We start from the raw sequence: 22,795 nt of genomic DNA, 5'->3' as shown, positions 1-22,795 counted from the left end.
GGATGACGGTGGCGCTGCAGGCCGGGGATGGGGAGGGGGCTTCGAGACCGGCCATGAGCGACGACGCGCCCGGACAGACCCTCAGCGTCTACTACGATGGCGGCTGCCCGCTGTGCCGGGCCGAGATCGACCAGTACCGCCGCTGCGCGGGCGCGGAGCGGCTCGCCTTCGTCGATGTCGGCCGCGGCGTGCCGGAGCCGGCGCTCGGGCCGGATCTCCCGCGCGACGCCGCCCTGCGGCGCTTCCACGTCCGCACCGCGGAGGGCCAGCTGGTCTCCGGCGCGGCGGCCTTTGCGCGCCTCTGGCAGAGTCTGCCGGGCTGGCGCTGGCTCGGACGGCTGATCGATTGGCGCGTGCTGGGTGTCCGGCCCGTGCTGCCGGTCGCCGAGGCCGCCTACCGCCTGTCCCTGACCGTGCGGCCCCGGCTGGCGCGGCTGGTCGCCCGGCGATCCGGGGCGTGACCCGGTGGCGACGCGCTGCGTCCACTATGTCGGCTTCCGGGACGACCGCTACTGGAACGCGTTCCGGATCTTCGGCGGCCCGCGGGTGATCCACCGCCGCTGGGACTTCTACGCGACCCGCGACGTCGGTCCCGACGACATCGTGGTCTTCGCCGAGGGCGACGACACGCAGCCGATCGCCGCGCGCAACGCCACCGACCTCGGCGAGCGCTGGCTGTAGCGGCCGGGCGGCGGGGAAGACCCGTCATTCCGGGGCCGCGCAGCGGAGCCCGGAATCCAGACCCGCCGCCGCGCCAAGATCCTGCGCCGACAGCGGTTCTGGATTCCGGGCTCGCCTGCGGCGCCCCGGAATGACGGTGCGGCGTACTGTTTGCCGACTTTACGCGTGACGATGGATCTCCTCAGGCGCGCAGCCCTAGGCCCGCGCGGGTCGAGGAGGCCCCGCCGTGATGCTAGAGCGCGCCCGGGAAGAACGTCGCGTAGCCGTCCTCGTGGACCCGGCGGAGATAGTCCCGGTACCGGGCGTGGCCCGGCGCCTCCGGCCCGATGCGCCCGTAGCCGAACTCCGCGCCCGCCTGCTCGGGAAGCAGCGCCAGCGGCGCGGAGGCCGGCGTGAGCTGGGTGCCGCGGCCGGCGACCAGCGTCGTCAGGATCCCGTACATCTCGCCCTGGATGTTCGGGCGGCACAGCACCGCGAGCCGGTGCTGCCCGTGCCAGTTGGTCACCAGATAGATCATGCCCGACTGGCTCGGCACGGCGACGCTGCCGGATTGCGCGAACGGGGCGTCGATCCGCTCGGCCTCGCGGAACACCAAGCGGGCGCTGTCGGCGTCCCAGGCGATCTCGGTCCGGTAGGCGAAGATCGCGCCCGCGTCGCCGAAAGAGGGCCGCAGGGTGAGGTAGCGCCCCTCGATCCAGGCCACGCTCTCCCGCGAGTAGGATCCCAGGGCGTCGGGCGCGTGGCGCGCCGCCTCCGGTGCCGGCCGGCCCGTCTCCTGGCGCAGGGACTGGCCCAGAGCCTCCTCGAGCCGGATCGTGGTCGCCAGGGTGAAGGGGCGGCGGCCGGCCAGCGCCTTCTCCAGCGTCGAGAGGCTGATCCGGGCCTCCTCGGCCAGGGTCTGTCGGGAGATGCGGCGACGAGCCAGGGCCTCCCGCACGGTCTGGGCAATGGCGCGGCTCTGCGCCTCCGACAGCTCGATCTCGCTCACGGGCAGGCTCGCAGGGGCTCGACCCGCACAGATCCGCACGGAACCGCACATTTGCGCAAGCGTCGCCGTGCCGATCCCTGTGGCTCGTCAGGGCGTTTCCGCCTCCGCCTCGACGATCAGCCGCAAGGGTCCGGAGCGCAGGGCCGCGAGCGGCCAGCAGGTGACCAGGGCGAGATGCCGGCCGGGGGCCTGCGGGTCGAGCCCCGACGCATCCCACGGCGCCACCCGCGCGCCGGTGACGCGGAAGCGGACGGCCCGGCCGTCGCGGCGCGTGACCGTGACGGGGTCGCCCGGCGCGAGATCCCCCAGCACCGCGAACTGCGTGTCGCGGTGCGCGGCGAAGACCGCGATGCCGGGCTCACCGGCCTCGGGCGTGCCGTCGAGCTGGCCGGGACCGAAGGCCAGCGCCTGCCCGCTGCCGCCGCGCAGAACCACGAAGCTGCGGCCGGCCAGGTCGAGCCGGGCGACCGGCTCCGTATCGGCCCAGGGCCACGGCTTCATCGGGCGCCCCTCGGCCAGGGTGCGGGCGAAGGCGCGCTCCAGCAGCACCTGCGCCAGAATGGCCTTGGCGGGGATCCAGGCGGCCTGCGCGGCGAGCCCCAGGCCCGCCAGGGTGAGGAGGGCCGCGAGGGCCCTCCCCAGTCCGGTTCCGGGACGGCCGCTCATCGGGCCTCCCCGATCCGCCGGCCGCCGGACCGGCGCAGGCCGGCGCTCAGCAGCACGCCCAGGAGGGCGAGCAGCAGGCCGAGGCCGAGCTGCGGCAGGATCCCGGCCCCCGTCTGAGGCAGGTCGATGCCGTCCCCGGCGGCGTTGATCGGCACGATGCGGGCTCCGGCGCCGTCCGCGGGCGCAACGCTCCGATCCGTTCCGAACACCTTGGCGAAGTCCCAGCCCGCCGGCAGGTTCAGCGGCAGATCGGCGGCCACGAGCGGCGTGCCCGGGGCACGGCGCGGGGTGGCGTCGACCGCCACGAGGCTGGTCAGGCGCGTCGTCAGCCCGTGCTCCAGGGCGAGGGCGAGGATCGCGGCATCGGCCGCGTCGGTGCCGAGGCGCCCGGTGATGCGCGCCGTCTCGGTCTCGCCGATCCGGGAGCGCGCCCACACCTTCGAGATGCCGGCGCCCGGCGCGGCCCCGGAAAGGGCCAGCGTGCGGCTCCAGCGCCGGCCGCCGACCCGGCCCGAGACGGTCACAGACCCGCCGATCTCGGGGAGCCGGGCGGCGAAGACCAGCGGCTCGCCGCGATAGAGATCGGGCAGCGCGCCCGGCGTCACCTCGGCGCCGGGACCCGAGAAGGTCGCGGTGAGGTCGGTCACGGCCGGGGATTCGAGCTTGGCGTAGAGCTCACGGGTGCGCGCGTCGACCTGGGCGAGGTCGCGGATCTCCGTGAAGCTGCCGCGGCCGATGGCGGCGGCGTGGCGCATCAGGTGGCCGTTGGGTGCCGAGCCGATGCCGACCATGAACAGGCGCGAGCGTCCGAGATTCGCGTGGATCGCCGCGAAGATCCGCTCCTCGTCGCCGACCGCGCCGTCGGTGAGGAACACGACCTGGCGCACGCGCCCGTCCTCCGGGTGGGGATCGGCCAGGGCCGCCTTCAGGGGCGCCAGCATCTCGGTGCCGCCGCGCGCCTCCAGGGCGGCGACGAAGCGCTCGGCCTCCGACAAGGCCTCCGGGGTCGCCGGGACGGGCGCGGGATGCAGCGCGTCCCAGGTGTCGTCGAAGCGGATGACGTTGAACCGGTCCCGCGGCGTCAGGCCGGCGAGGCCTGCGAGCAGCCCGGCCTTGGCCTGCCGCATCGAGGCGCCGGCCATCGAGCCGGAATTGTCGATGACGAAGGTGACGTCGCGGGCCGGCCGGGCGGCGGCCTCGGCCTCGACCGTCGGCGGGGTCAGGGTGGCGAGCAGGTAGGTCCGGCCGGCGACGGTCTCGCGGAACAGGCCGAGACCCGGCATCCGGCTCGGGACAGGCTCCCAGGTCAGTTCGAGGTCGCGGTCGGCCGGCACCGCGCCGTCGGCCAGGGTGACGGTGCGGGCTTCCGGGCCGGCCTCGGTCACGCGGATCGCGTGGGTCGCGCTGTGGACGGCGCCGATGGCGAAGCCCGCCTTGAGCCGCACCGTGACGGCGACCGGATTGACCGGCAGGGACGCGGCCGGGTCGAGCACGGGCGGGCTGATCCGGGCGCGATCCGGAACGGGATCGCGCGCCGCCTCGGCCGAACCGTCGAGGGCGACCGTGCCCACGGTCGACGGCGCCGGATTGTAGCGCGGCGCCACCACCAGCGGCAGGCGCAGCATCCGCGTCTCGCCGGAGACGGGGATCGTCTGCTGATAGGTGATCTGGACCAGCACCGTCTCCCCGGGGCCGATATTGGCGACCGTGTTGGTGAAGACGTTCGGCCGCTCCTGCTCGGTGAGGGCCGCCGATTGCCCGGCCGCCTTCGCGGCCTCGTAGGCGCGCTTGGCCGCCGCCCGCTCGCGGATATCGGCGACGATCACGCGGGTGCCCACGACGAGCTTCATCCCGTCGACGGCCGCATCCTCCGGTAGGGGAAACACGTAGGTGCCCTCGACCCAGTCGGCCGTGGTGTTGCGGAAGGCCTGGGTGACGGTGGCGCGAGCGGTCGGGCCGCTCACGTCGACGCCGATATCGGTCGCCAGTCGGACGGCCTCCACCGGCGCGGTGCCGGCCGGCCCGCGCAGCATCAGGCCGCCCCGTGCCGGCCCCGGCATCGCGTGGGCCGAGGCGAGCATGACGAGCAGCGCCAGCAGACCGAGGAAGAGCGGGGACAGCGCGGCGGCGCGCGGCTGCCCGAGTGCGGATCGTGGAACGGAGAACGGCATCGGAGTCCCTCCTGTGCCGGCGGATCGCGGCCGGCTCAGCGCTGAGGCTCCCGCGCCGGGCGACGCGCCGCCACGGGAAGCTTCGCCCTTTTCCGGGCCTGAACCGGACGCGCCGGACAGGCCGCGGCGGATCGGTGCGGAGGCGGTGCGGTCCCGTGCGCCCTGCGGCTCGTCCTGACGGGTAAGCCACGGCCACGAACTTCGGCCGACGCGACCTCGCTCAGGTTCGGAGGGACAACCCCGTCATTCCGGAACTGCGGAGCAGGGCCCGGAATCTAGATCCGCACCGCGTGCTTAGCCTGTCATGGTCGGCGGTTCTGGATTCCGGGCTCGCCTGCGGCGCCCCGGAATGACGGCATTCACATCCATGAATGCCTACTAAGCGCCTTGACTTATGTGCAACTTGCATCTTAGTTATGCTCAAGTCGAGCAAAAAGGTGCTGCGGTGACCGAATCCGAGTTCCTGGCCGGCTACGATCCGGCGGCCTATGAGCGGCCGGCCCTGGCGGTGGACCTCGTGCTGATGGGCATCCGGGCAGCCGTCCGGCGGCGCTCCTGATGCGGCGGACCCAACTCCCGCAGCCCGGGCTCTGGGCGCTGCCCGGCGGCTTCGTGGGCATCGACGAGACTCTCGACGAAGCGGCGGAGCGCGTCCTGCGCGACAAGGCCGGGATCGCCCGGGCGCGGTTGGAGCAGCTCTACACGTTCGGCGCCGTCGACCGCGATCCGCGCATGCGCATCGTCTCGGTCGCCTACCTGGCGCTCCTGCCCGCGGCCGCCTTCGCCGAGGTCCTGGCCGGCGGCGGCCTGACGGCGGCCGTGCTCGGGGTGCCCTGGGCGGGCGAGGCCGGCGGCCCGGTCTCGGCCGTGTCGGAGGACGGCGCGCCGCTCGCCCTCGCCTTCGACCATGCCGACATCCTGGCGCTGGCCGTGAAGCGGCTGCGCGGCAAGCTCGACTACACGGACGTCGCCTTCGCGCTGCTGCCCGAGCAGTTCACGCTGCGGCAGCTCCAGGACGTCCACGAGGCCGTGCTCGGCGCAGCTCTCAACACCTCCGCTTTCCGCCGCCGCATGCGCGATCGGGGCTGGATCGCGCCGACCGGCGCCCGTGAGGCCGGCACGGCGTTCCGCCCGGCCGAACTCTTCCGCTTCGACAGGTCACGTCAGTCTTGAGGAGACCCCCATGGCCACGATCCGCAACATCGGTGTGATCGCCCAGCTCCGGAGCGAGGCGAGCAGCCACATCATCCGCTTCCAGAACGGCCGCGTCCGCCAGAGCGGGCGGGGGCTGGTGTTCTGGTTCCGGCCCGAGACCGCGAGCATCAGCGAGGTGCCGGTGGACGACCGCGAGATGACCCTGTTCGTCCGCGGCCGCAGCCGGGACTTCCAGACCGTCGTGGTGCAGGGGACGATCGGCTGGCACGTGGTCGATCCCGAGTTGCTGGCGCGCCGGGTCGACTTCTCGATCAATCTTGCGACCGGGCGCCTGCAGGGCGAGCCGCTGGAGCGGATCGAGGCGCGCCTCGGCGGCATCGCGGGTCAAGCGGCCCTGCAGTATCTCGGGGCGAGCCCGATCGGCGCGCTCCTCGACGCAGGGCCGGAGCCCCTGCGCGCCGCCCTCGAGGCGGTTCTGGCCGCCGCCCCGGCTCTGGCCGAGATCGGCCTCGCGGCCGTGTCGGTGCGGCTGACCAACCTGGCGCCGACCAGCGAGCTGGAGCGGGCCCTGCAGACACCGACCTTCGAGGCCCTGCAGCAGAAGGCCGACGCGGCGACCTTCGCCCGGCGCGCCCTGGCGGTGGAGAAGGAGCGCGCCATCGCGGAGAACGAACTCGCGACGAAGACCGAGCTGGCGCGGCGCGAGACGGTGCTGATCGCCCAGGAGGCGGAGAACGCCCGCGACCGCGCGGCCGGCCTCGCGGAGGCGCGCGGCCTGGAGGCGGCCGCAGAGGCCGAGCGCATCCGGCTGGTCGAGGGCGCCCGGGCCGAGGCCGAGCAGCGCCGCGCGGCGGTCTACCGGGACATGCCGCCGGCCGTGCTGCTCGGGCTGGCCGCGCGCGAGCTCGCCGGCAAGCTCGAGACGATCGAGCACCTCAACGTCACCCCCGACCTGCTCGCCGCCGTTCTGGGCGAGGTCCGCGGCGCGCTTCCCGCGCCGGCCGCGGTGCGCTGAGGCGCGGCGCCATGCCGGCCGCGACGCCCCGCGTGGTCTTCGTGATCCGCGACACCGATTACGAGCTGCTCCTCGCCCGGCACGCGACGCGCGGCCAGATCCGGTTCTTCCTGGAGAGCCGCGGGCAGTCGATCGCCGAGGTCGAGGCCCGCCACGCGCAGTTCCACGCGGTGCTGGCCGAGGCCCGCGGCAGCGTGCCCCTGGACTGGCGACAGGCGCTGGTGCGGCGTCCCGATCTCGACCGCTTCCTGTTCGCCCCCGAGGACATCGTGGTGGCGGTGGGGCAGGACGGGCTCGTGGCCAACGTCGCCAAGTACCTGGACGGCCAGCCGGTCGTCGGCGTCAATCCGGCGCCCGACCTCTACGACGGCGTCCTCGCCCGGGCCGGGGTGGGGAGCTTGCGCGCCCTCCTGCCCGCCAGCGCCGCCGGCACGGTGCCGCTCCAGCGGCGCACCATGGTGCAGGCCCTGTTCGACGACGGCGCGCGGCTGCTCGCCCTGAACGAGATCTTCGTCGGCCACCGCAGCCATCAATCCGCGCGCTACCGGATCGACGACGGCGCGCGGGCGGAGGACCAGTCGCCGAGCGGGCTGATCGTGGCGTCGGGCACCGGCCTGACCGGGTGGGCGCGCTCGATCAGCGAGGCGACGCATCTCACCCTGGAGGTGGGCATCGAGGAGGCGGCCTTCGGCTACTGGGTGCGCGAGCCGTTCCCGAGCGTCGCCACCGGCACGGCGATGCGCGCGGGCCGGTTCGCCGGCGCCCCGCTCACCGTGACGTCGCGCATGAACGAGGGCGGCGTGGTGTTCGCGGACGGGATCGAGCAGGACTTCGTCGCCTTCGATTGGGGCCGGCGCGTCGCGGCGCCCGCGTCGCGGACCCTCAATCTCGTGGCCGCCTGAGCCGCCGCGGTCCGGTCACAGGCCGGGCGGGTTGAGCAGCACCCAGAGCCGCGCGATCCGGCCGCCGACGATCTCGGCCACATCCGCTCCGGTGACCGCGACCGGTCCGCCGTCCGGACCGGCCTGCCACTGCAGCGAACCCAGCCCGTGGTGCCCGACGGCCGGGCCGACGGGCGTGAACCGGAATGTCGGCCCGAACTGATCCAGCAGCCTGCCGGCCAGAGCGGCGATGGCGGCCTGGCCCCGTACGATATCGGCGGGCTCGTACAGGACCGGCTCGTCCACGAAGAGCTCCGCCAGCGCCGCCGCCCGCCTGCCGGCGTCGCGCTCGTTGAAGACGCGCTCCAGGTTGGCGCGCAGCAACCGGTCGTAATCCGGCTCCGCCTCGGGCCGGACGGTGTCGCTGGTCTCGGGCATCGGGTCATCTCCATCCGCAGGCGGGCGCTCGGATCCGTCCGGTTCGTTCGTCAGACGAGGCGGGCGCCGCCGTCAACGTGCAGGGTCTCGCCGTTCATGAAGCCGTTGCTCATGAGGAAGACGATTGCCGCGCCCGCCTCCTCGGCCGTGCCGAGCCGGCGCTGCGGCAGTTTCTCGGTCAGCGCGGCCACATAGGCCTCGCGGTGGGCGCCGAGGGTGCGGGCGAGGAGCGGCGTGTCGGTGGTGCCGGGCGACAGGGTGTTGACCCGCACCGGCGCCAGTTCGAGAGCGAGGCCGCGGGCGAGGGCCTCCATGGCGGCCGAGGCCGCCGCCAGCACCGCGGTGCCCTGGGCGCTCGGGCGATCCGCCAGGGCGCCGGAGATGAGGGTGACGGAGCCGTCCCGGGCCAGCCGGTCGCCGAGGGCTCGCAGGGCGTGCACCGCCGCCCAGACCCGCTCGTCGAAGGCGCGCTTCAGGTAATCGACGTCGGCCTCCAGCACCTTCCCGGCCACGAAGGTGCCGGCGAGGAGCACGAGGTGGTCGACCTGCGGGATGTCGGCGAGCGCCGCCGCGATGGTCTCGGGCCGGGTCACGTCCGCGGCGCGCCAGCCGGCGAAGCCGTGCGCGGCGGCGACGCGCTCGGCGCCCGCGGCGTCGAAGCCGACCACGAATACCCTGGCGCCGGAGGCCTGGGCCTGCCGGGCGGCGGCGAGGCCGATGCCCGAGGTGCCGCCGAAGATGACGACGGTGCGATCCTGAAGGGTGCTGCTCATGACGCTGGTCCCGTGCGGCGCCCCGGCGGCGCCTGTGGACCACAGACTGGGACCAGCCCGGACGCTTGATAATCGGGCTCGTTCTCGGTTCAGTCGTGCCGTCATGGAACAGATCGGCCTCGACCGCCTCACCGGCCTCATCGCGTTCGCGCGCGCGGCGTCGCTCGGGAGCTACACGGCCGCCGCCCGCGTCCTCGGCGTCTCGCCTTCGGCGGTGAGCAAGAGCGTGCAGCGGCTGGAGGCGCGCCTCGGCCTCAGCCTGTTCACGCGCACCACGCGCTCGCTCACCCTGACGCCGGAAGGCCGCGACCTGCACGAGCGGGCGCTGCGGCTCCTGCGCGAGGCCGAGGCGATCGAGCAGGCCGCCGTCGCGGCGCGCTCCGAGCCGGCCGGCACCCTGAAGGTCACGGCGCCGTTGCCGATCGGCGTGCACCTGCTCGCCCCGGCCCTGCCGCGGTTCCGGGCGCGCCACCCGAAGCTCGCGGTCGACCTGCGCCTGGGCGACCGCTTCGTCGACCTGATCGAGGAGGGCATCGACGTCGCCATCCGGGTGGGCGATCTCGCCGATTCGCGCCTCGTCTCCCGCCGTCTCGCGCCGCACCGGCTCTGCGCCTTCGCGTCGCCGGACTACCTGGCCCGTCGCGGCACCCCGGCGCATCCCGACGAGCTGGCCGGCCATGCGTGCGTGAACTTCCGCTTCCAGAGCACGGGCCAGACGCTGCGCTGGCCGTTCCGGATCGGCGCAAAGGTCTTGGATGTCACGCCCGATGCCGGCCTCGTCACGGATTCCAGCGACGCGGTGGCGGCGATCCTGGTCGCCGGCGGCGGCATCGGCATCTCGCCGACCTACGTGGTCGCGCCCCTCGTCGCGCGCGGCGCGCTGGTGCCGATCCTGCGGGATTTCGCGGTCGAGCGCTCGGCCGTCACGGCGCTCTGGCCGGAGAGCCGGCGCGGCAACCCGAACGTCAAGGCGTTCCTGGCCTTCCTCGGCGAAGTCTTCCCGTCGCCGACCCTCTGGGACGCCCTGATCGGCGCGTGATCCCGCAGCGGCGCGGGCCCGCCTCACGGAATCCGCGAATGGCGGTGGGCTGCATCCGCCGCGCGAACGCCTTCGAACGCATGGGGTAGCGGGTTCCTCCGGTGGCCGGTCGCTGGTATCGGCCATGCCTGCACGTGATGAGCAGCTTTGCCGCTCACGTCTGCTTTCCGGACTGAGCAAGGGATCCGCGCATGCCGAGCACGTTTGGCCTGAACCGCACGCTGGGCAGCGCCATCGGCGTCATCGCCCTAGTGTCGGTCCTCAGCAGCGGCGCGGTCCTGATCACCGGCAACCAGCTGCAGGAGGCAACGGACGCCCGAAACCGCTCCAGTCAGCTGACCCGCGGCCTCGATAATTTCCGGACCGCCATGCTCAATCAGGAGACCGGGCTGCGCGGCTACCTGCTCACCGGGCGCGAGGGCAGCCTGGAGCCGTACAGGTCCGGACGCTTGGCTCTCGATGAGGCCATCAGCCGGCTCAAGGTGATGATCGGCAACGATGCCGAGCGCACGCGTCTCCTGGCCGACGCCGTGGCCGCCGCGCGGAGCTGGCAGGCCGACATCGGCGAGGCGGCCGTCCGCAATGCGGCCGACCCGTCGACCCGGGCCGAAGCGGTCCGCATCGAGGCGGACGGCAAAGGCAAGCAGTTCTTCGACACGGTGCGCGAGAAGCTCGCGGCCATCGAGACCCTTGAGGATGCGGTGCGCACCGCGCTGGTCGGACGTGTCGCGCAGGCACAGCGCGACGAGAGCGTCGCCTTGTGGGGCGGCACCTTGCTGACGCTCCTGATCTGCGCGGGTATCTGGATCGCCATCAACCGCCTGATCGTCCGTCCCCTCGTGCGCGTCATGGCCTTCGTCGCGCAGGTCGGCGAGGGCGATCTGTCGGGACGGCTGGAGGCGGGCGTGGCCGGCGAGGTCGGCCGCCTCGGCACGACGCTGAACGCGATGGTGGCGGGGCTGTCGGATCTCGCGCGCACCAACCGGGCCGCCACCGCCGACCTGAGTGCGGCCGCGGCCGAGATCCGCGCCTCGGCGCAGGAGCAGGCGGCCTCGGTGGAGCAGCAATTCGCCGCCGTGCAGGAGACCGCCGCCACGGTCGACGAGATCACCCATTCGGGCGCGCAGATCAGCAAGCGCGCCACCGAGGTGATCGCCACCGCCCAGGCCACCGCCCAGACCTCCCGCCAGGGGCTGCGCGCCGTCTCGGACACCGCCAAGGCCATGGACGCGATCCGCGAGCAGGCCGAGGCGGTGGCCGGCAACATCGTCAGCCTGTCGGAGAAGACCCAGACGATCGGCGACATCATCGAGACGGTCAACGACATCTCGGAGCGCACGCACCTCTTGGCGCTCAACGCCGCGATCGAGGCGGCGGCGGCCGGCGAGAGCGGGCGCAGCTTCGCGGTGGTGGCCTCGGAGATGAAGCTGCTGGCCGACCAGGCGAAGGCGGCGACCGGCCAGGTGCGCGGGATCCTGGGCGAGATCCAGCGGGGCATCAACACGTCGGTGATGCTCACCGAGGAGGCGGTCAAGCGCGCCGCCGCCGGCAAGACGCGCTCGGACACGACGCAGCGGACCATCGAGGAAATCACCGCGAAGGTCGAAGAGGGCGCTCAGGTCTTCCAGCAGATCATCGCGTCGACGAACCAGCAGCAGCTCGGCATCGAGCAGGTGATGGGTGCGCTCCAGAACATCCGGCAGGCCAGCCAGCAGACGGCGGCCGGCACGCGGCAGGTCGAGACCGCCTCGGCCAACCTGACGGAGCTCGCTCAGGCGCTCATGGCCCTCGCCGAACGCTACCGGCACTGAGGCCTGTCCGGCCTCTCCTGGTCCCATGTGCTGTGTCGGTTCCGGTTATACGGCCGCCGCTCGCGGCGACGCAGATCGGCAAGCGCCGCCGGACTCACCCTCATCCCGGAGCCAATGTCGGCCTCGATCGCACGGCTGAGCGCGTGCGGAGTTCCGTGAAAGCCTCTCGCTCCGGGAAGCGAAGCGCGTCGCTCGGGAGGCGACCGAAGACCTGGAAGACGGCGGCGCCGTGCACGCGCTGGGGCTCCTGACCGCTCCGGGTGGCGCCGCCGCCGCGAGCTGCCCGCGCGGCGGCTTCCGTTGGTTCGCCCCGGGGAGGGCGCCACATGAGCGAGGGAGCCTCTCGGTGATGGCTCTCCTGCGCCTGGTCGCGGTGGCGGGCTACCAGAGCCGGGACAGGATTGCCGAGGGTCCCGGCGCGCCCGCCCGTGATGCTGCGCCTCCGAGTCAGTAGCTGACGTAGCCGCCGGCGCCCTGGCCGGGGCGGACCGCGCCGCTGGTGTTCACGGGCGGGGCGGCCTGCTGGCGTTCGGCCTGGCGGTTGGCCAAGGCGCGCCCGGCGGCACAGCCTCCGACGGCGCCGAGGACGCCGTGCCCCGCGTAGTGGCCGGCGATGCCGCCGACGATGGCGCCCTTGATGCAGCCCTTCGCCTCGGCCGCCGGACCGGCAGCCAGAAGGGCACCCGCCGCGAGAGCGGCCGTGGCGACACGCTTCATCATGATCGTCTCCTCTCCGCAGCATCATTGCTGTGGCAGAGATGTAAGCGCTGGAAGACCGGATTTAAGAGGTGTTGGGACGAATAATTATAGCTGCCACGCCCTTGATTTTCGGAAATCATAGCACTGATCGGAATCGAATTCTCCTTTAGAACAAAGGTTCTGCTGATGAATGCTTGATGAATGGAGCGTGACAACCGGCTCGACGGCACTGGCCAACCTTTGGGTCCTGGCCATGGGCATGCCACGCTCATCAGTCTGGCGATCTGCCCCTGCCGCCAGACGCGCTGGTCGATCGCCGTTCTGGGCGCCTGGCCACCCGTCCTCGTCGCCCGGCTCCAGGACTGGAGCGTCGCACGCGCAGCGCCGTCGGTTCAAAAAGTATATCGCTCCCTCTAGACGACCGGTCTAATCGAGCCTATGTCGGGGTCATGGCACAGGTCAGCGGCAACATCGACACCCGGCGCGGCATCCTCGACACCGCCCACGGCATCGTGGGTGCCAAGGGGTTCTCGGGCGTCGGCCTCAACGAGATCCTGGTCGCGGCCGGGGTCCCGAAGGGGTCCTTCTACCACTACTTCGGCTCGAAGGAGGCGTTCGGCGAGGCCCTCCTGGCCGACTACTTCGAGGCGTACCTCGCCGACATCGACGCGACCCTCGCCGAGCCCGGCCTCAGCCATGCCGAGCGCCTGATGAACTACTGGCGCAAGTGGCAGGCGACGCAGGGCAGCATCGACTACCAGCGCAAGTGCCTTGCGGTGAAGCTCGCGGCGGAAGTCTCGGACCTGTCCGAGCCCATGCGGCTGGCTCTCAAGCGCGGCACGGCCGGGATCATCGACCGTGTGACGGGCGCCATCCAGGCGGGGATTGCCGAGGGCTCGCTGAAGGTCGAGGCCGAACCTCGCGCGACGGCCGAGACGCTCTACCACCTGTGGCTCGGTGCGAGCCTCATGGCGAAGATCGAGCGCACCGACGTACCGTTCGAGGCCGCGATGACGACGACGCGGCGCATCCTGGAGCCGCGACCCGTCTGACCGGGCGAACGATCCCGATGCGGGGCATGTCCGCGCGCGGATCTTAGACGACCAGTCTACTAAAATTTATCGGAGGAGAGACCATGACCCCACCCATCGCAAATCCCATCGCTCCCTATCTGCTGCTCGCCGAACTCGGGGCCGCCTTGTTCGGTGGCACCGCCGCCTCGGCCGAGGAGCGCATCACCCTGGAGGTCATCGGTGCCGTCCGTATGGCCGGTCCCGAGACGGTCCGGCGCGCCGACCCGGCGCCCGGGGAAGCCGACGCCAGGCCGGCGCGCGAGGCGACCGCCGCGCGTTCCATCGACGGGATGGTGGCCCGCCACAACTGACCCGATCGCGCACGTACCGACAACAAACTCACACCAACCCCGGAGAACGACGATGAAGATCCTGATGGTGCTGACCTCGCACGACCAGCTCGGCGACACCGGCCGGAAGACCGGCTTCTGGCTGGAGGAACTCGCCGCCCCCTACTACGTGTTCAAGGACGCCGGCGCCGAGGTGGTCCTCGCCTCACCCAAGGGCGGACGGCCGCCGCTGGATCCCAAGAGCAACGAGCCGGGCTTCCAGACCGACCTGACCCGACGCTTCGAAGCGGACCGCGACGCCAACGCCGTCCTGGCGGACACCGTCCGGCTCGATGGCGTAAACCCCGAAGACTTCGATGCGGTGTTCTATCCCGGCGGGCATGGCCCCCTGTGGGACCTGGCCGAAGATCCCGCTTCCGTCCGGTTGATCGAGACGACGCTCAAGGCGGGCAGGCCCGTCACGCTCGTCTGCCACGCGCCGGGCGTGCTGCGTCATGCCAAGGCGCCTGACGGCAGACCGCTGGTCGACGGCAAGGCCGTCACCGGCTTCACCAACACCGAGGAAGAGGCCGTGGGCCTGACCCAGGTCGTCCCGTTCCTCGCCGAGGACGAGCTCAAGCGGAACGGCGGCCGGTTCAGCAAGGCCGGCGACTGGGAACCGTACGTGGTCGCCGACGGCCTGCTGATCACCGGCCAGAACCCGGCCTCGTCCGGACCCGCGGCCGAGCGCCTTCTCGGCCTGCTCGCGCGCGCCTGACGCCCTGGGGTGAACGGACCGCAGACGAACCCGAGGCGCGTTCGGCATCCCGGCCGACCGCGCCTCGGAATTTACCCCGGCAGGAGGCCCGAGGCGCGGTAGGTCTCGATCAGGCTGTCGAACTGCGCGACGTCCGCGCGGCTCCGCGCGTAGAGCTGGGCTCCGGACACGGCGGCGAAGATCGCTCGGGCCCGCGCCTCGCTGTCCTCGGGCTCCACGACCCCCGCCATGACCAGCACCTTGCCGAGCCAGGCGATGTTCACGTCGGCGAAGCCTTGCGCCTCCCGCTGCACGATGTCCGGCAGGTTGGCGTATTCCGCCGACATGAAGCTGCACAGGCAGAGCCTGTTCCCGTCCTCGAGCGACCTGCGGAAGGTGCCTGGATAAAGCCGCAGGCAGCGGACTGGATCCGAGGTCTCGGTCAGCATCGCATCCAGCTCCGCCGCCGTATCCTCCCAGTAGCGCCTGGCCACGGCGGCGCCGAGATCGGCCTTGCTGGCGAAGTGGTGGTAGATGCTCGCTGCCTTGATGCCGACCGCGTCGGCGAGATCGCGGTAGCTCAGCCCGCCGTAGCCGTGCGCCTGGGCTGTTTTCCGGGCAGCGGCCAGAATCGTTTCCCGCGCATTCGAACTCATCGCAGCCACCCCATCCGCGCCGAAAATCTAACGATCGTTAGCTAGGGGTTGACGCGTCGAAAATCCAGCCCTAGCTCTTGTCTGCCTAACGACAGGTAGGGAAACGACATGACGCAGGACATCATCTTCTTGGACGCCACCGGACTGGCTGAGCTGATCCGAACGAAGCAGCTCTCGCCCGTCGAGGTCGTGCGGGCCCATCTCGACCGCATCGAAGCCGTCGACCCCAAGGTCAACGCCATCGTCACCGTCGCGGCGGATGCGCTCGACGCCGCGGCGGCCGCGGAAGCCGCAATCCTCGCCGGCGAGGAACTCGGGCCCCTGCACGGCGTGCCGTTCACCGTGAAGGATTCCATCGACACCGCCGGCGTGCTGACCCAGCGCGGCTCGCCGATCTTCAAGGGCCGGATCCCGGATGCCGATGCCACCAGCGTCGCGCGGATGAAGAAGGCGGGCGGCATCCTCCTGGCGAAGACCAACCTCCCGGAATTCTCCTACTGGATCGAGAGCGACAACCTCCTCTCCGGCCGGTCGAACAACCCATGGAACCTCGACCGCACGCCGGGCGGCTCAAGCGGCGGCGAATCGGCGGCGATCGCGGCGGGCATGTCGCCGCTCGGCCTCGGGACCGACCTCGCCATCTCGGTGCGCGGCCCGGCGGCCCAGACCGGCATCGTCTCGCTGAAGGCGACCCACGGGCGCGTGCCGATGACCGGCATCTGGCCGCGGGCGCCGCGCCGCTTCTGGCATGTCGGCCCGATGGCGCGCAGCGTCCGCGATCTCGCGCTCGCCCTCTCGCAATTGGCCGGTCCCGACGGGCTGGACAGCTTCGCGACCAGCACCGTCCCGTTCGACGCCGGCCTCGCCGCCGCCCCCGACCGCAAGCTCCGCGTCGGCTGGATGGTCGGGCCGGGCTTCGGACCCATCGACACGGAGGTCGCCGCGACCGTGCGGGCGGCGGCCGAGGCCCTCAAGGGCGAAGGGCACCACGTCGAGGAGGTGCGCATCCCGGCGCTGGAGCGCGACTTCGCCCTCGACGTGTTCAACAAGCTCCACGTCATGGAGATGAAGCCGGCGTTCCGCGCGGCAACCGCGGGCCGTCCCGACACAGAGATCTATAAAATGGCCAGGGCGATGCTGTCGCTGCCCGACACGTCGATCGGCGATTACGTCGCGGCCGAGCAGGCGGCGGAGCGGCTCCGGGACGGCTATGCCGCCTATTTCCGCGATCACGACGTCCTGCTGACCCCCGTGCTGCCGGTCCCGGCGCACAGGCACGGCATCCGGGACCTCGTCGTCAACGGCGAGACCGTCGACCTGACTTACCTGCAGGGTGCGACCGTACCTCTCAACGTGACCGGCCTACCGGGCCTGTCGATGCGGTTTGGGACCAGCCGCGACGGGCTGCCGATCAACGTGCAGGTGGTGGGACGCTGGCAGGCGGAGACGACCGTGCTGCACGCCGCATCGCTGCTGGAGGGCCTGAGCCCGGTCCGCGGGCTGCACCCGAGCCTCTGACGAGAGAGAGGAAACCTGCGGGGCGGGGCGAGGACGCGCGCCGCGGGCGCAGGTCGCCGGCACCGTCACGCGGCCGGAAGCAGGCGGAAGGTCGGGGAACGGCTCGGCCGGGTGGCGAATGAGCCGACCGGCAGCACCGGCCCGTCATCGTCCAGGACGAGGTCGTTGTCCCGCAGCAACCGCGCCAGGACCAGCACCGCCTCCGACGTGGCCAGTTGCGCCCCGATGCACACGCGGGGACCCGCGCCGAACGGCAGGAAGCTGTAGCGATCCGGCTTCTCGGGTCCGAGGAAGCGCCCGGGGTCGAAACGCTCTGGCGACGTCCACAGGCGCGGGTCGGTGTGCAGCAGGGTGAACGGCATCAGCACGATGGCCCCACGCTTGACCGGGACGCCGCACAGCGCGTGATCCGCCACTGCCTGGCGTGCCGTCATGTAGGCCGGCGGGTAGAGACGCAGCGCCTCATCCACCACGGCGCGCGTCTGCGGCAGAGCGCCGACGGCCGACCCGGCCCCGCCCGGGGACAGGTCCACCCGCCGCGCTTCCCGCCGGACGGCGCGGCGCCAATCGGGTGCGTTGGCCAGCAGGTAGCAGGCCCAGAACAGCGTCAGGCCCGTCGTCTCGTGCCCGGCGAAGATCATCGCCGACACCTCGTCGGCCAGGAGGTCCTCCTCCCGATCCCCGTAAGCCTCGGACAGAAGGTCGAAGAGATCGCGCGGCGCACCCGGGTGATGCGCGGCCCGGCGCCGGGCGATGATCGCGAGGATGAGCGCCCGCCAGCGCCGGCGGAAGCGCGCGCGGCGGAGGGTGGCGAGCGTCGGCACCCGAGGCGGCAGGATGAAGTCACTCGCCCGCGGCCGTCCGACGCCGTCGGCGTAGGACAGGAGCAGGGCGCGCAGCTGCGGTCCGAACGCGTCGACCTCCAGGGAGAACATGCTCGTGCAGGCGACGGCGGGGCTGAGGTCCTGCATCACCCCGAGCAGGTTCACGGGTTCGCCGCGAGACGCCTCCAGCTGGGCGAAGGCCGCCTCGGCGCAAGCGGCCATGTGCGGGGCCAGCAGGGTCACGGTGCGGGGCGTGAAGGCCGGCGCCAGAGTCCGGCGCTGCCGGCGCCGGGCCTGACCCTCGCTGGCGGCGACGCCGCGCCCGATGAGAGCCCCGAAGATGCGATCGCCGGCCGCGATGCGCCGGTAGAGGTCCGGGCGCGTGGCCAGCACGTCGCGCATCGCCTGCGGGCCGGCGGCGACGACGACGTCGCGGCCGAGCATCGGCAGAACGAGGACCGCCTGCTCGCGGCACCGGGGCGGAAAGGCGGAGTAGGCGTTGCGGCGCAGGCCGGCCAGGACGCCGAGGGCGCCCACGCGGTCCGGCGCCAGCGGCGGCATGGGCGGTGTGAAGCAGGCTTGCCCGGGCGTGTCGGTCGCCGTGATGACGGTGTCCATCGGGTGTCCTCGTTGAAGGCGACGGCGGCCGTGCGTCGCTCCCCTGACCGGTGCCGGGCCGGTTCCGACGTGCAGCGGGCATGCCGGGATCCGTACCGGCTTCTCAGGCGCGGTTACAGGCCGACCGCTGCTTCGGTGCGAAGCGCCCGCTCAGCGTGGACGCCAACGCTATGCCGCTCGGCCTGAGGCTGAGCGGGGCCAGTTGCCGCGACAGCCGCGCGCTGGCCGCCACGCGCGATCGGCGCCGGGGTGAGGACCGGCTGTCATGGGACCAGACCGGCCGCCCGGAGCTTGTCCGGGAGGCGCGGATAGACCTTGAGCGCGTTGCCCGCAAAGACCTTGGCCCGATCCGCGTCGGACAGGGCGGCGGCTTCGACGTAGCGCTTGGTGTCGTCGTAGGCGTGCCCCGTTTCAGGATCGATCCCGTTCACCGCACCCACCATCTCCGAGGCGAACAGCACGTTGTCGGAGGGCACGACCTTGAGCAGCAGGTCGATGCCCGGCTGATGGTAGACACAGGTGTCGAAGAAGACGTTGCCCATCAGCGCGGAGAGCGGAGGCCGCTTCATGTCCTGGGCGAGTCCCCGATAGCGGCCCCAGTGATAGGGAACCGCGCCGCCGCCATGGGGAATGATCAGGCGCAGCGTCGGGAAGTCCTTGAACAGGTCCGACGTGACGAACTGCATGAAGGCGCTGGTGTCGCCGTTGATGTAGTGCGCTCCGGTCGCCTGGAAGTTGCGGTTGGCCGAGGCGCTGACATGGACCATGCCCGGCACATCGAGCTCGACCATCTTCTCCCAGAGCGGGTACCAGAAGCGGTCGGACAGCGGCGGATCCGTCCAATAGCCGCCGGACGGGTCCGGGTTGACGTTGCAGCCGACGAAGCCGAGTTCCTTCACGCAGCGCTCCAACTCGGCCGTGCAGTTCTTCGGCGAGACGCCCGGCGTCTGCGGCAGCTGGCAGACGCCCACGAAGTTTTTCGGCATCAGGCTCGCGACGCGGTGGATCATGTCGTTCGACACGATCGACCAGTCGAGGCTGGTGCGGGCATTGCCGATGTGGTGGCCCATCCCGCCGGCGCGCGGCGAGAACAGAGCGAGGGAGATGCCGCGCTCGGACTGAAGCTTGAGCTGTCGATCACTCACGCTGGCGCGCACCTCGTCGTCGCTGACCTTCAAGTCGGCGGGCGAGGGCGATTGCGCGGGGTCGTTGATGGCGTCGACCTGGCGCTTGCGCCACGCCAGCATGGCGGCCGGCTCGGTCGTGTAGTGGCCGTGGCAGTCGATGACGAGGCCGGTGTGGCGCGCGGGCTCGGCCTGCGCCGAGATCGACACCGCCGCGCCCAAGCCGGCACCCAAGCCGGCTAGACCGCGCATGAAGCCGCGGCGCGGCAGGCAGCATGGGCAGGACGCGCCTGCCCCAGGCTCGATCTCGACGGTCATCGTTGGGCGTCCTCCGGCTGGGTACCGTGCGTGTGCTGCGTGTCGCCGAGGGCCGGCGTGCCGTTCGGAAACGGTCGATCCGCGCTCATCCCGGATCGGCTCCCACCGCGAGCAGGTATGCGGCCGTCGCTGGATGCAGCCAGGCGGCCGGCACGGTCGCGACCAGATTGCGCGGGTCGCTCTCGCGGCCCTGAGGATAGGACCGGGCCAAGGTCTCCCGGCCCCGGTCGATCGCGCGGACGAGCCGGGTGACACCGACCGCGTCGAGGCCGGGGCGCGCCAGGATGAAGCTCCAGGACCCGACGGTCTCGATCGCCGCGTCCTGTCCGCGGAAGGAGGCGGGCGGGACGGTCAGACGGCGCATCGAGGCGCGCAGGGCCAGGATGGTGGGGATCGCCTCGGGGGCGGGGCCGAAGAAGCGGGCGCCGCCCGGAGCATCCGCGAGCGTCCTGAAGCCCGGCCAGCCGAGGCTTGCGCCCCACAGGGCCGCCGCGCGGCCGTCGAGAACCTGTGCGGCGCCCTCGCCGGCGTCGCCGAGGAGGATCGGCGTGATGTCGTGGTCGGGATCGAGGCCGGAGCCCTGGAGCACGGTTCTTCCCATGATGGTGAAGCCCGAGCCGCGCGTCCCGAGCGCCACGGCACGGCCGCGCAGATCCTGAACGCCCCGGATCGGACTGGAGGCCGGGACCACGAACAGCCCGGGCGACGCGTCGATGGGGGCCACGACCGACAGGCGATCGCTTCGGGCCTGTTCGCCGGACAAGGCCTCGTAGGCATACTCACCCTGCACCAGGGCGAGGTCGAGCTGCCCCGCTTTGAGCAGGGTCAGGTTCTCTGTCGAGCCCTTGGTGATCCTCGGCTCGATGGTCACCCCGGGATCGACGTCGCGGAGTGCGGCGATGAGCGCGCGGCCGAAGGCCGGGAAGGAACCGCCCGGCGTCGCGGTCCCGAGGGTCAGGTTGAGGGCGGCCTCGGGCTGCTGAGCCCGTGCGGGCGCGATCAAGCTGCAGGCCGCCAAATCCAGGAGCAGTTGACGCCGCCGCATCATATTCTCCCTCCGCGGTGTTCAGCAGCGCCGGAGCGGTGCGGCACACCTCGACAATCGCGCCGGAAAGCCCTCAGATCGACGCGCAAGCCAGACGCGCGAGCCAAGGCCGCACGCCAACCCCAGCGGCCGACAATGCCCCGCGCTGGATCGGGAGGACAAGGCGATGCGACAGTACGCGTTACTGCCGGTTGTGGCGGCTGCCATGAGTCTCGGTTTCGGTTGCCTCGGCAGCGCCGTCGCGAAACCGCTGGCCTTCTCGGGAATCCGGCTGATCGACGGTCGATCGGCCGAGCCTGTCGAGGACGCCGTGGTGATCGTCGACGGCGACCGCATCGTCGCGGCAGGACCGCGCACCGCGGTCGCGGTCCCGTCCGATGCCGAGATCCGGGAGATGCGCGGCCGCACGATCATGCCGGGGCTGATCTCCGACCATTCCCATGTCGGCATCGTCCAGGGCGTCGATGTCGGCGCCCGGAACTACACCCGCGAGAACATCCTCGCCCAGCTCAAGGCCTATACCGACCGGGGCGTCACCACGATCATGGCGCTCGGGCTCAACGGCGCGATCATGCCGGAGATCCGCGCCGAGGCGCATGCGGGCCGGATTCCCGGCGCCGACCTGTTCGGGGTCGACCGCGGCATCGGCGTACCGGACGGGGGCCCACCCCAGGCGATGATCCGCGTGAGCGCGGATCAGCTCTTCCGTCCCGCCAATGCCGAAGAGGGCCGCGAGGCCGTCCGCGCGATGAAGGGGCGCGGCACCGACATGGTGAAGCTCTGGCTCGACGATTTCGGCGGGGCTGTGCCGGCGAAGATGCAGCCCGCGGTCTACGAGGCAGTGATCGACGAGGCGCACCGGCTCGGCCTGCGGGTCGCGGCGCATGTCCACGACCTGGAGGATGCGCGTGCGATCACCAAGGCCGGTGTGGATGTGCTGGCCCACGGCGTGCGCGACAAGCCCGTCGATCCCGACCTGATCGCGCTGCTCAAGGCGCAGAACACGTGGTACATCGCGACGCTCGCCCTCGACGAGGCGACGTTCGTCTATGCGGACGCCCCGGCCTGGGCGCAGACCCCGTTCGTCCGGACGGCGCTGGCCCCCGATCTGAAGGCCCGGTTCGACGATCCGGCGTGGCAGCGCGAGACGCGCGCGAGCGCCAAGGCGCAGGCCGCCCGGGATTCGCTGGCGGTGAATCTGGCCAATCTGAAGCGTCTCGCCGACACCGGCGTGCGGATCGGGTTCGGCACCGACAGCGGCGCGGCACCCGAGCGCGTTCCCGGCGTCGCCGAGCACCGCGAACTGGCCTTGATGGTGCAGGCGGGCTTCACACCCATGCAGGCCCTCACCACCGCAACGTCGAAAGCGGCCGAGCTTCTCGGCCTTTCCGATCGCGGCACGCTGGAAGCCGGCCGCCGCGCCGACCTCGTGATCCTCGAGGCGGACCCGTCCAAGGACATCGCCAACAGCGTCCGGATCGTCGAGGTCTGGCGCGCCGGCCAACGGCAAGATGGGGCATCGCCGGCGCCCGGCGCATCCGCGACGTCGCGATAGCGCCCCGTGCTCCCGATCCCGGTATGGCCGGGCGGGAGATGCCGCTGCGCGGGACGCCGATGTCTCGCGGGGAGGCGTGGCCGCCGCTGACGCGGTCGCCGATCCCTGCGCGGTCGAGATCGGACGCGTGGTGCAGCCCGCCGAGGCGGAGGTTCCAGAAAGCCTTCGCCTTCACGGTGTCGGCCGCCTCGGCGCAAAGCGAATTTCCGATCCTGCCCTTGCACGAAAGAATGCGCTCGCCATCTTCAGACCATCCAACGGGATGGTCTTAGGAGGGTCGCAATGGCGGAGAACGTGCGTGAGCTGCGGCCGAAGCTGCCCGACAGCGAGAAGCTGACGGTCAATTTCGGCTTCGTCGATCTGGGCCATATCGACCTGATGGTGCGCGACGGCTTCTACGCCAACCGGGCCGATTTCATCCGCACCGCGGTGCGCAACCAGATCGAGCGCCAGGGCGAGGCCGTGAGGCAGTCCGTCAGCCGCAAGCAGTTGCGGCTGGGCCTGTCGTACTACTCGAAGCAGACGCTCGAAGCCGCCCGCGACTCCGGGACGCCGATCCACATTCAGGTGCTCGGGCTGGCCAGCATCGCTCCGGATGTCACCCCCGAGCTCGCACGCGCGGCCATCGCCGCGGTCGAGGTGCTCGGCGCCTTCCAGGCCAGCCCCGCAGTCAAGGCCGCCTTGGCCGACCGGATTACCTGACACGCCAACGCCGACACGA

At 71.9% G+C, this 22,795-nt stretch carries 22 protein-coding genes and 1 pseudogene; 13 read left to right on the top strand and 10 right to left on the bottom strand.

From position 1 onward, the window contains the following. Positions 1–53: 53 nt before the first annotated feature. Positions 54–461, top strand: coding sequence for a thiol-disulfide oxidoreductase DCC family protein (locus M6G65_RS24180; RefSeq protein WP_238200025.1), 408 nt, complete (start codon positions 54–56; stop codon positions 459–461). A gap of 4 nt (positions 462–465) precedes the next feature. Continuing rightward, positions 466–681: a hypothetical protein gene (locus M6G65_RS24175; protein ID WP_250102979.1), complete on the top strand. Its 216-nt coding sequence runs from the start codon at positions 466–468 to the stop codon at positions 679–681. A gap of 232 nt (positions 682–913) precedes the next feature. On the opposite strand, the gene M6G65_RS24170 is transcribed toward M6G65_RS24175, so the two are convergent. Genes M6G65_RS24170 through M6G65_RS24160 form a run of 3 tightly spaced genes read right to left on the bottom strand, consistent with a single transcriptional unit; the run spans position 914 to position 4,506 of the window. Next, positions 914–1,720 carry a helix-turn-helix domain-containing protein gene (locus M6G65_RS24170; protein ID WP_373323940.1) on the bottom strand — a complete coding sequence of 269 codons (807 nt, stop codon included), beginning with the start codon at positions 1,718–1,720 and terminating at the stop codon, positions 914–916. 36 nt (positions 1,721–1,756) lie between these two features. Then, entirely contained in the window at positions 1,757–2,335 is a 579-nt protein-coding gene (locus M6G65_RS24165; protein WP_238200019.1) for a class GN sortase, read from the bottom strand. After that, positions 2,332–4,506, bottom strand: coding sequence for a marine proteobacterial sortase target protein (locus tag M6G65_RS24160; protein WP_238200018.1), 2,175 nt, complete (start codon positions 4,504–4,506; stop codon positions 2,332–2,334). Before M6G65_RS24160 ends, M6G65_RS24165 begins: the two co-directional genes overlap by 4 nt. A gap of 445 nt (positions 4,507–4,951) precedes the next feature. Between M6G65_RS24160 and M6G65_RS24155 the strand changes: the two are divergent. From M6G65_RS24155 to M6G65_RS24145, 3 genes and pseudogenes are all read left to right on the top strand, one after another. Then, a pseudogene (locus M6G65_RS24155) lies at positions 4,952–5,679 on the top strand (NUDIX hydrolase). Between the two features lie 10 nt (positions 5,680–5,689). Continuing rightward, on the top strand, positions 5,690–6,676 hold the full coding sequence (locus M6G65_RS24150; RefSeq protein ID WP_238200016.1) for an SPFH domain-containing protein: 987 nt from the start codon (positions 5,690–5,692) through the stop codon (positions 6,674–6,676). Between the two features lie 11 nt (positions 6,677–6,687). After that, entirely contained in the window at positions 6,688–7,578 is an 891-nt protein-coding gene (locus M6G65_RS24145) for an NAD(+)/NADH kinase (RefSeq protein ID WP_250102978.1), read from the top strand. A 15-nt stretch (positions 7,579–7,593) separates the two neighbouring features. Here the strand turns inward: M6G65_RS24145 and M6G65_RS24140 are convergent, their stop codons facing one another. Both M6G65_RS24140 and M6G65_RS24135 read right to left on the bottom strand, forming a co-directional pair. After that, positions 7,594–7,995, bottom strand: a complete 402-nt coding sequence (locus tag M6G65_RS24140) for a nuclear transport factor 2 family protein (protein WP_238200014.1) — start codon at positions 7,993–7,995, stop codon at positions 7,594–7,596. Between the two features lie 50 nt (positions 7,996–8,045). After that, on the bottom strand, positions 8,046–8,768 hold the full coding sequence (locus tag M6G65_RS24135; RefSeq protein ID WP_238200013.1) for an SDR family oxidoreductase: 723 nt from the start codon (positions 8,766–8,768) through the stop codon (positions 8,046–8,048). A 103-nt stretch (positions 8,769–8,871) separates the two neighbouring features. Here M6G65_RS24135 and M6G65_RS24130 point away from each other — a divergent pair, with 103 nt between their 5' ends. Together M6G65_RS24130 and M6G65_RS24125 are read left to right on the top strand one after the other, a co-directional pair. After that, the gene (locus tag M6G65_RS24130) at positions 8,872–9,807 is read left to right on the top strand and encodes a LysR family transcriptional regulator (RefSeq protein WP_238200012.1); all 936 of its coding nucleotides are present in this window, start codon (positions 8,872–8,874) and stop codon (positions 9,805–9,807) included. Between the two features lie 191 nt (positions 9,808–9,998). After that, positions 9,999–11,618, top strand: coding sequence for a methyl-accepting chemotaxis protein (locus M6G65_RS24125; RefSeq protein ID WP_250102977.1), 1,620 nt, complete (start codon positions 9,999–10,001; stop codon positions 11,616–11,618). Between the two features lie 447 nt (positions 11,619–12,065). On the opposite strand, the gene M6G65_RS24120 is transcribed toward M6G65_RS24125, so the two are convergent. Continuing rightward, entirely contained in the window at positions 12,066–12,338 is a 273-nt protein-coding gene (locus tag M6G65_RS24120; RefSeq protein WP_308445196.1) for a hypothetical protein, read from the bottom strand. 428 nt (positions 12,339–12,766) lie between these two features. Between M6G65_RS24120 and M6G65_RS24115 the strand changes: the two genes are divergently transcribed. From M6G65_RS24115 to M6G65_RS24105, 3 genes are all read left to right on the top strand, one after another. Further along, complete coding sequence (locus M6G65_RS24115) at positions 12,767–13,369, top strand: TetR/AcrR family transcriptional regulator (protein ID WP_238196862.1); 603 nt, start codon at positions 12,767–12,769, stop codon at positions 13,367–13,369. 83 nt (positions 13,370–13,452) lie between these two features. After that, positions 13,453–13,701, top strand: a complete 249-nt coding sequence (locus tag M6G65_RS24110; RefSeq protein ID WP_238196863.1) for a hypothetical protein — start codon at positions 13,453–13,455, stop codon at positions 13,699–13,701. A gap of 52 nt (positions 13,702–13,753) precedes the next feature. Then, a complete protein-coding gene (locus tag M6G65_RS24105; RefSeq protein WP_250102976.1) occupies positions 13,754–14,437 on the top strand; it encodes a type 1 glutamine amidotransferase domain-containing protein in 684 nt (227 codons plus the stop codon). 71 nt (positions 14,438–14,508) lie between these two features. Here the strand turns inward: M6G65_RS24105 and M6G65_RS24100 are convergent, their stop codons facing one another. Next, a complete protein-coding gene (locus M6G65_RS24100) occupies positions 14,509–15,072 on the bottom strand; it encodes a TetR/AcrR family transcriptional regulator (protein WP_238196865.1) in 564 nt (187 codons plus the stop codon). Between the two features lie 108 nt (positions 15,073–15,180). Here M6G65_RS24100 and M6G65_RS24095 point away from each other — a divergent pair, with 108 nt between their 5' ends. Further along, positions 15,181–16,590, top strand: coding sequence for an amidase (locus tag M6G65_RS24095; protein ID WP_250102975.1), 1,410 nt, complete (start codon positions 15,181–15,183; stop codon positions 16,588–16,590). A 65-nt stretch (positions 16,591–16,655) separates the two neighbouring features. On the opposite strand, the gene M6G65_RS24090 is transcribed toward M6G65_RS24095, so the two are convergent. From M6G65_RS24090 to M6G65_RS24075, 3 genes are all read right to left on the bottom strand, one after another. Continuing rightward, positions 16,656–18,032: a cytochrome P450 gene (locus M6G65_RS24090; protein WP_250102974.1), complete on the bottom strand. Its 1,377-nt coding sequence runs from the start codon at positions 18,030–18,032 to the stop codon at positions 16,656–16,658. A gap of 263 nt (positions 18,033–18,295) precedes the next feature. Continuing rightward, entirely contained in the window at positions 18,296–19,279 is a 984-nt protein-coding gene (locus M6G65_RS24080) for an amidohydrolase family protein (protein WP_238196989.1), read from the bottom strand. A gap of 280 nt (positions 19,280–19,559) precedes the next feature. Then, on the bottom strand, positions 19,560–20,519 hold the full coding sequence (locus tag M6G65_RS24075; RefSeq protein WP_250102973.1) for a TAXI family TRAP transporter solute-binding subunit: 960 nt from the start codon (positions 20,517–20,519) through the stop codon (positions 19,560–19,562). A gap of 205 nt (positions 20,520–20,724) precedes the next feature. Here M6G65_RS24075 and M6G65_RS24070 point away from each other — a divergent pair, with 205 nt between their 5' ends. Continuing rightward, the gene (locus tag M6G65_RS24070) at positions 20,725–22,074 is read left to right on the top strand and encodes an amidohydrolase family protein (protein WP_238196869.1); all 1,350 of its coding nucleotides are present in this window, start codon (positions 20,725–20,727) and stop codon (positions 22,072–22,074) included. Between the two features lie 282 nt (positions 22,075–22,356). Then, positions 22,357–22,776: a CopG family transcriptional regulator gene (locus M6G65_RS24065; RefSeq protein WP_238196870.1), complete on the top strand. Its 420-nt coding sequence runs from the start codon at positions 22,357–22,359 to the stop codon at positions 22,774–22,776. Positions 22,777–22,795: the final 19 nt, after the last annotated feature.

Origin of the sequence: Methylobacterium tardum, from assembly GCF_023546765.1 — a bacterium.
Classification (GTDB): Bacteria; Pseudomonadota; Alphaproteobacteria; order Rhizobiales; family Beijerinckiaceae; genus Methylobacterium; species Methylobacterium tardum.
Note: the sequence above shows the minus strand (reverse complement) of the source record. Positions and strands in the feature narration are given on the sequence as shown.

What these genes read in the sequence shown, in the direction of transcription:
- M6G65_RS24180 (WP_238200025.1), top strand. Translation starts at nt 54, where the DNA reads ATGAGCGACGACGCGCCCGGACAGACCCTCAGCGTCTACTACGATGGC.
- M6G65_RS24170 (WP_373323940.1), bottom strand. Translation starts at nt 1,720, where the DNA reads ATGTGCGGTTCCGTGCGGATCTGTGCGGGTCGAGCCCCTGCGAGCCTG.
- M6G65_RS24165 (WP_238200019.1), bottom strand. Translation starts at nt 2,335, where the DNA reads ATGAGCGGCCGTCCCGGAACCGGACTGGGGAGGGCCCTCGCGGCCCTC.
- M6G65_RS24160 (WP_238200018.1), bottom strand. Translation starts at nt 4,506, where the DNA reads ATGCCGTTCTCCGTTCCACGATCCGCACTCGGGCAGCCGCGCGCCGCC.
- M6G65_RS24150 (WP_238200016.1), top strand. Translation starts at nt 5,690, where the DNA reads ATGGCCACGATCCGCAACATCGGTGTGATCGCCCAGCTCCGGAGCGAG.
- M6G65_RS24145 (WP_250102978.1), top strand. Translation starts at nt 6,688, where the DNA reads ATGCCGGCCGCGACGCCCCGCGTGGTCTTCGTGATCCGCGACACCGAT.
- M6G65_RS24140 (WP_238200014.1), bottom strand. Translation starts at nt 7,995, where the DNA reads ATGCCCGAGACCAGCGACACCGTCCGGCCCGAGGCGGAGCCGGATTAC.
- M6G65_RS24135 (WP_238200013.1), bottom strand. Translation starts at nt 8,768, where the DNA reads ATGAGCAGCACCCTTCAGGATCGCACCGTCGTCATCTTCGGCGGCACC.
- M6G65_RS24130 (WP_238200012.1), top strand. Translation starts at nt 8,872, where the DNA reads ATGGAACAGATCGGCCTCGACCGCCTCACCGGCCTCATCGCGTTCGCG.
- M6G65_RS24125 (WP_250102977.1), top strand. Translation starts at nt 9,999, where the DNA reads ATGCCGAGCACGTTTGGCCTGAACCGCACGCTGGGCAGCGCCATCGGC.
- M6G65_RS24120 (WP_308445196.1), bottom strand. Translation starts at nt 12,338, where the DNA reads ATGATGAAGCGTGTCGCCACGGCCGCTCTCGCGGCGGGTGCCCTTCTG.
- M6G65_RS24115 (WP_238196862.1), top strand. Translation starts at nt 12,767, where the DNA reads ATGGCACAGGTCAGCGGCAACATCGACACCCGGCGCGGCATCCTCGAC.
- M6G65_RS24110 (WP_238196863.1), top strand. Translation starts at nt 13,453, where the DNA reads ATGACCCCACCCATCGCAAATCCCATCGCTCCCTATCTGCTGCTCGCC.
- M6G65_RS24105 (WP_250102976.1), top strand. Translation starts at nt 13,754, where the DNA reads ATGAAGATCCTGATGGTGCTGACCTCGCACGACCAGCTCGGCGACACC.
- M6G65_RS24100 (WP_238196865.1), bottom strand. Translation starts at nt 15,072, where the DNA reads ATGAGTTCGAATGCGCGGGAAACGATTCTGGCCGCTGCCCGGAAAACA.
- M6G65_RS24095 (WP_250102975.1), top strand. Translation starts at nt 15,181, where the DNA reads ATGACGCAGGACATCATCTTCTTGGACGCCACCGGACTGGCTGAGCTG.
- M6G65_RS24090 (WP_250102974.1), bottom strand. Translation starts at nt 18,032, where the DNA reads ATGGACACCGTCATCACGGCGACCGACACGCCCGGGCAAGCCTGCTTC.
- M6G65_RS24080 (WP_238196989.1), bottom strand. Translation starts at nt 19,279, where the DNA reads ATGCTGGCGTGGCGCAAGCGCCAGGTCGACGCCATCAACGACCCCGCG.
- M6G65_RS24075 (WP_250102973.1), bottom strand. Translation starts at nt 20,519, where the DNA reads ATGCGGCGGCGTCAACTGCTCCTGGATTTGGCGGCCTGCAGCTTGATC.
- M6G65_RS24070 (WP_238196869.1), top strand. Translation starts at nt 20,725, where the DNA reads ATGAGTCTCGGTTTCGGTTGCCTCGGCAGCGCCGTCGCGAAACCGCTG.
- M6G65_RS24065 (WP_238196870.1), top strand. Translation starts at nt 22,357, where the DNA reads ATGGCGGAGAACGTGCGTGAGCTGCGGCCGAAGCTGCCCGACAGCGAG.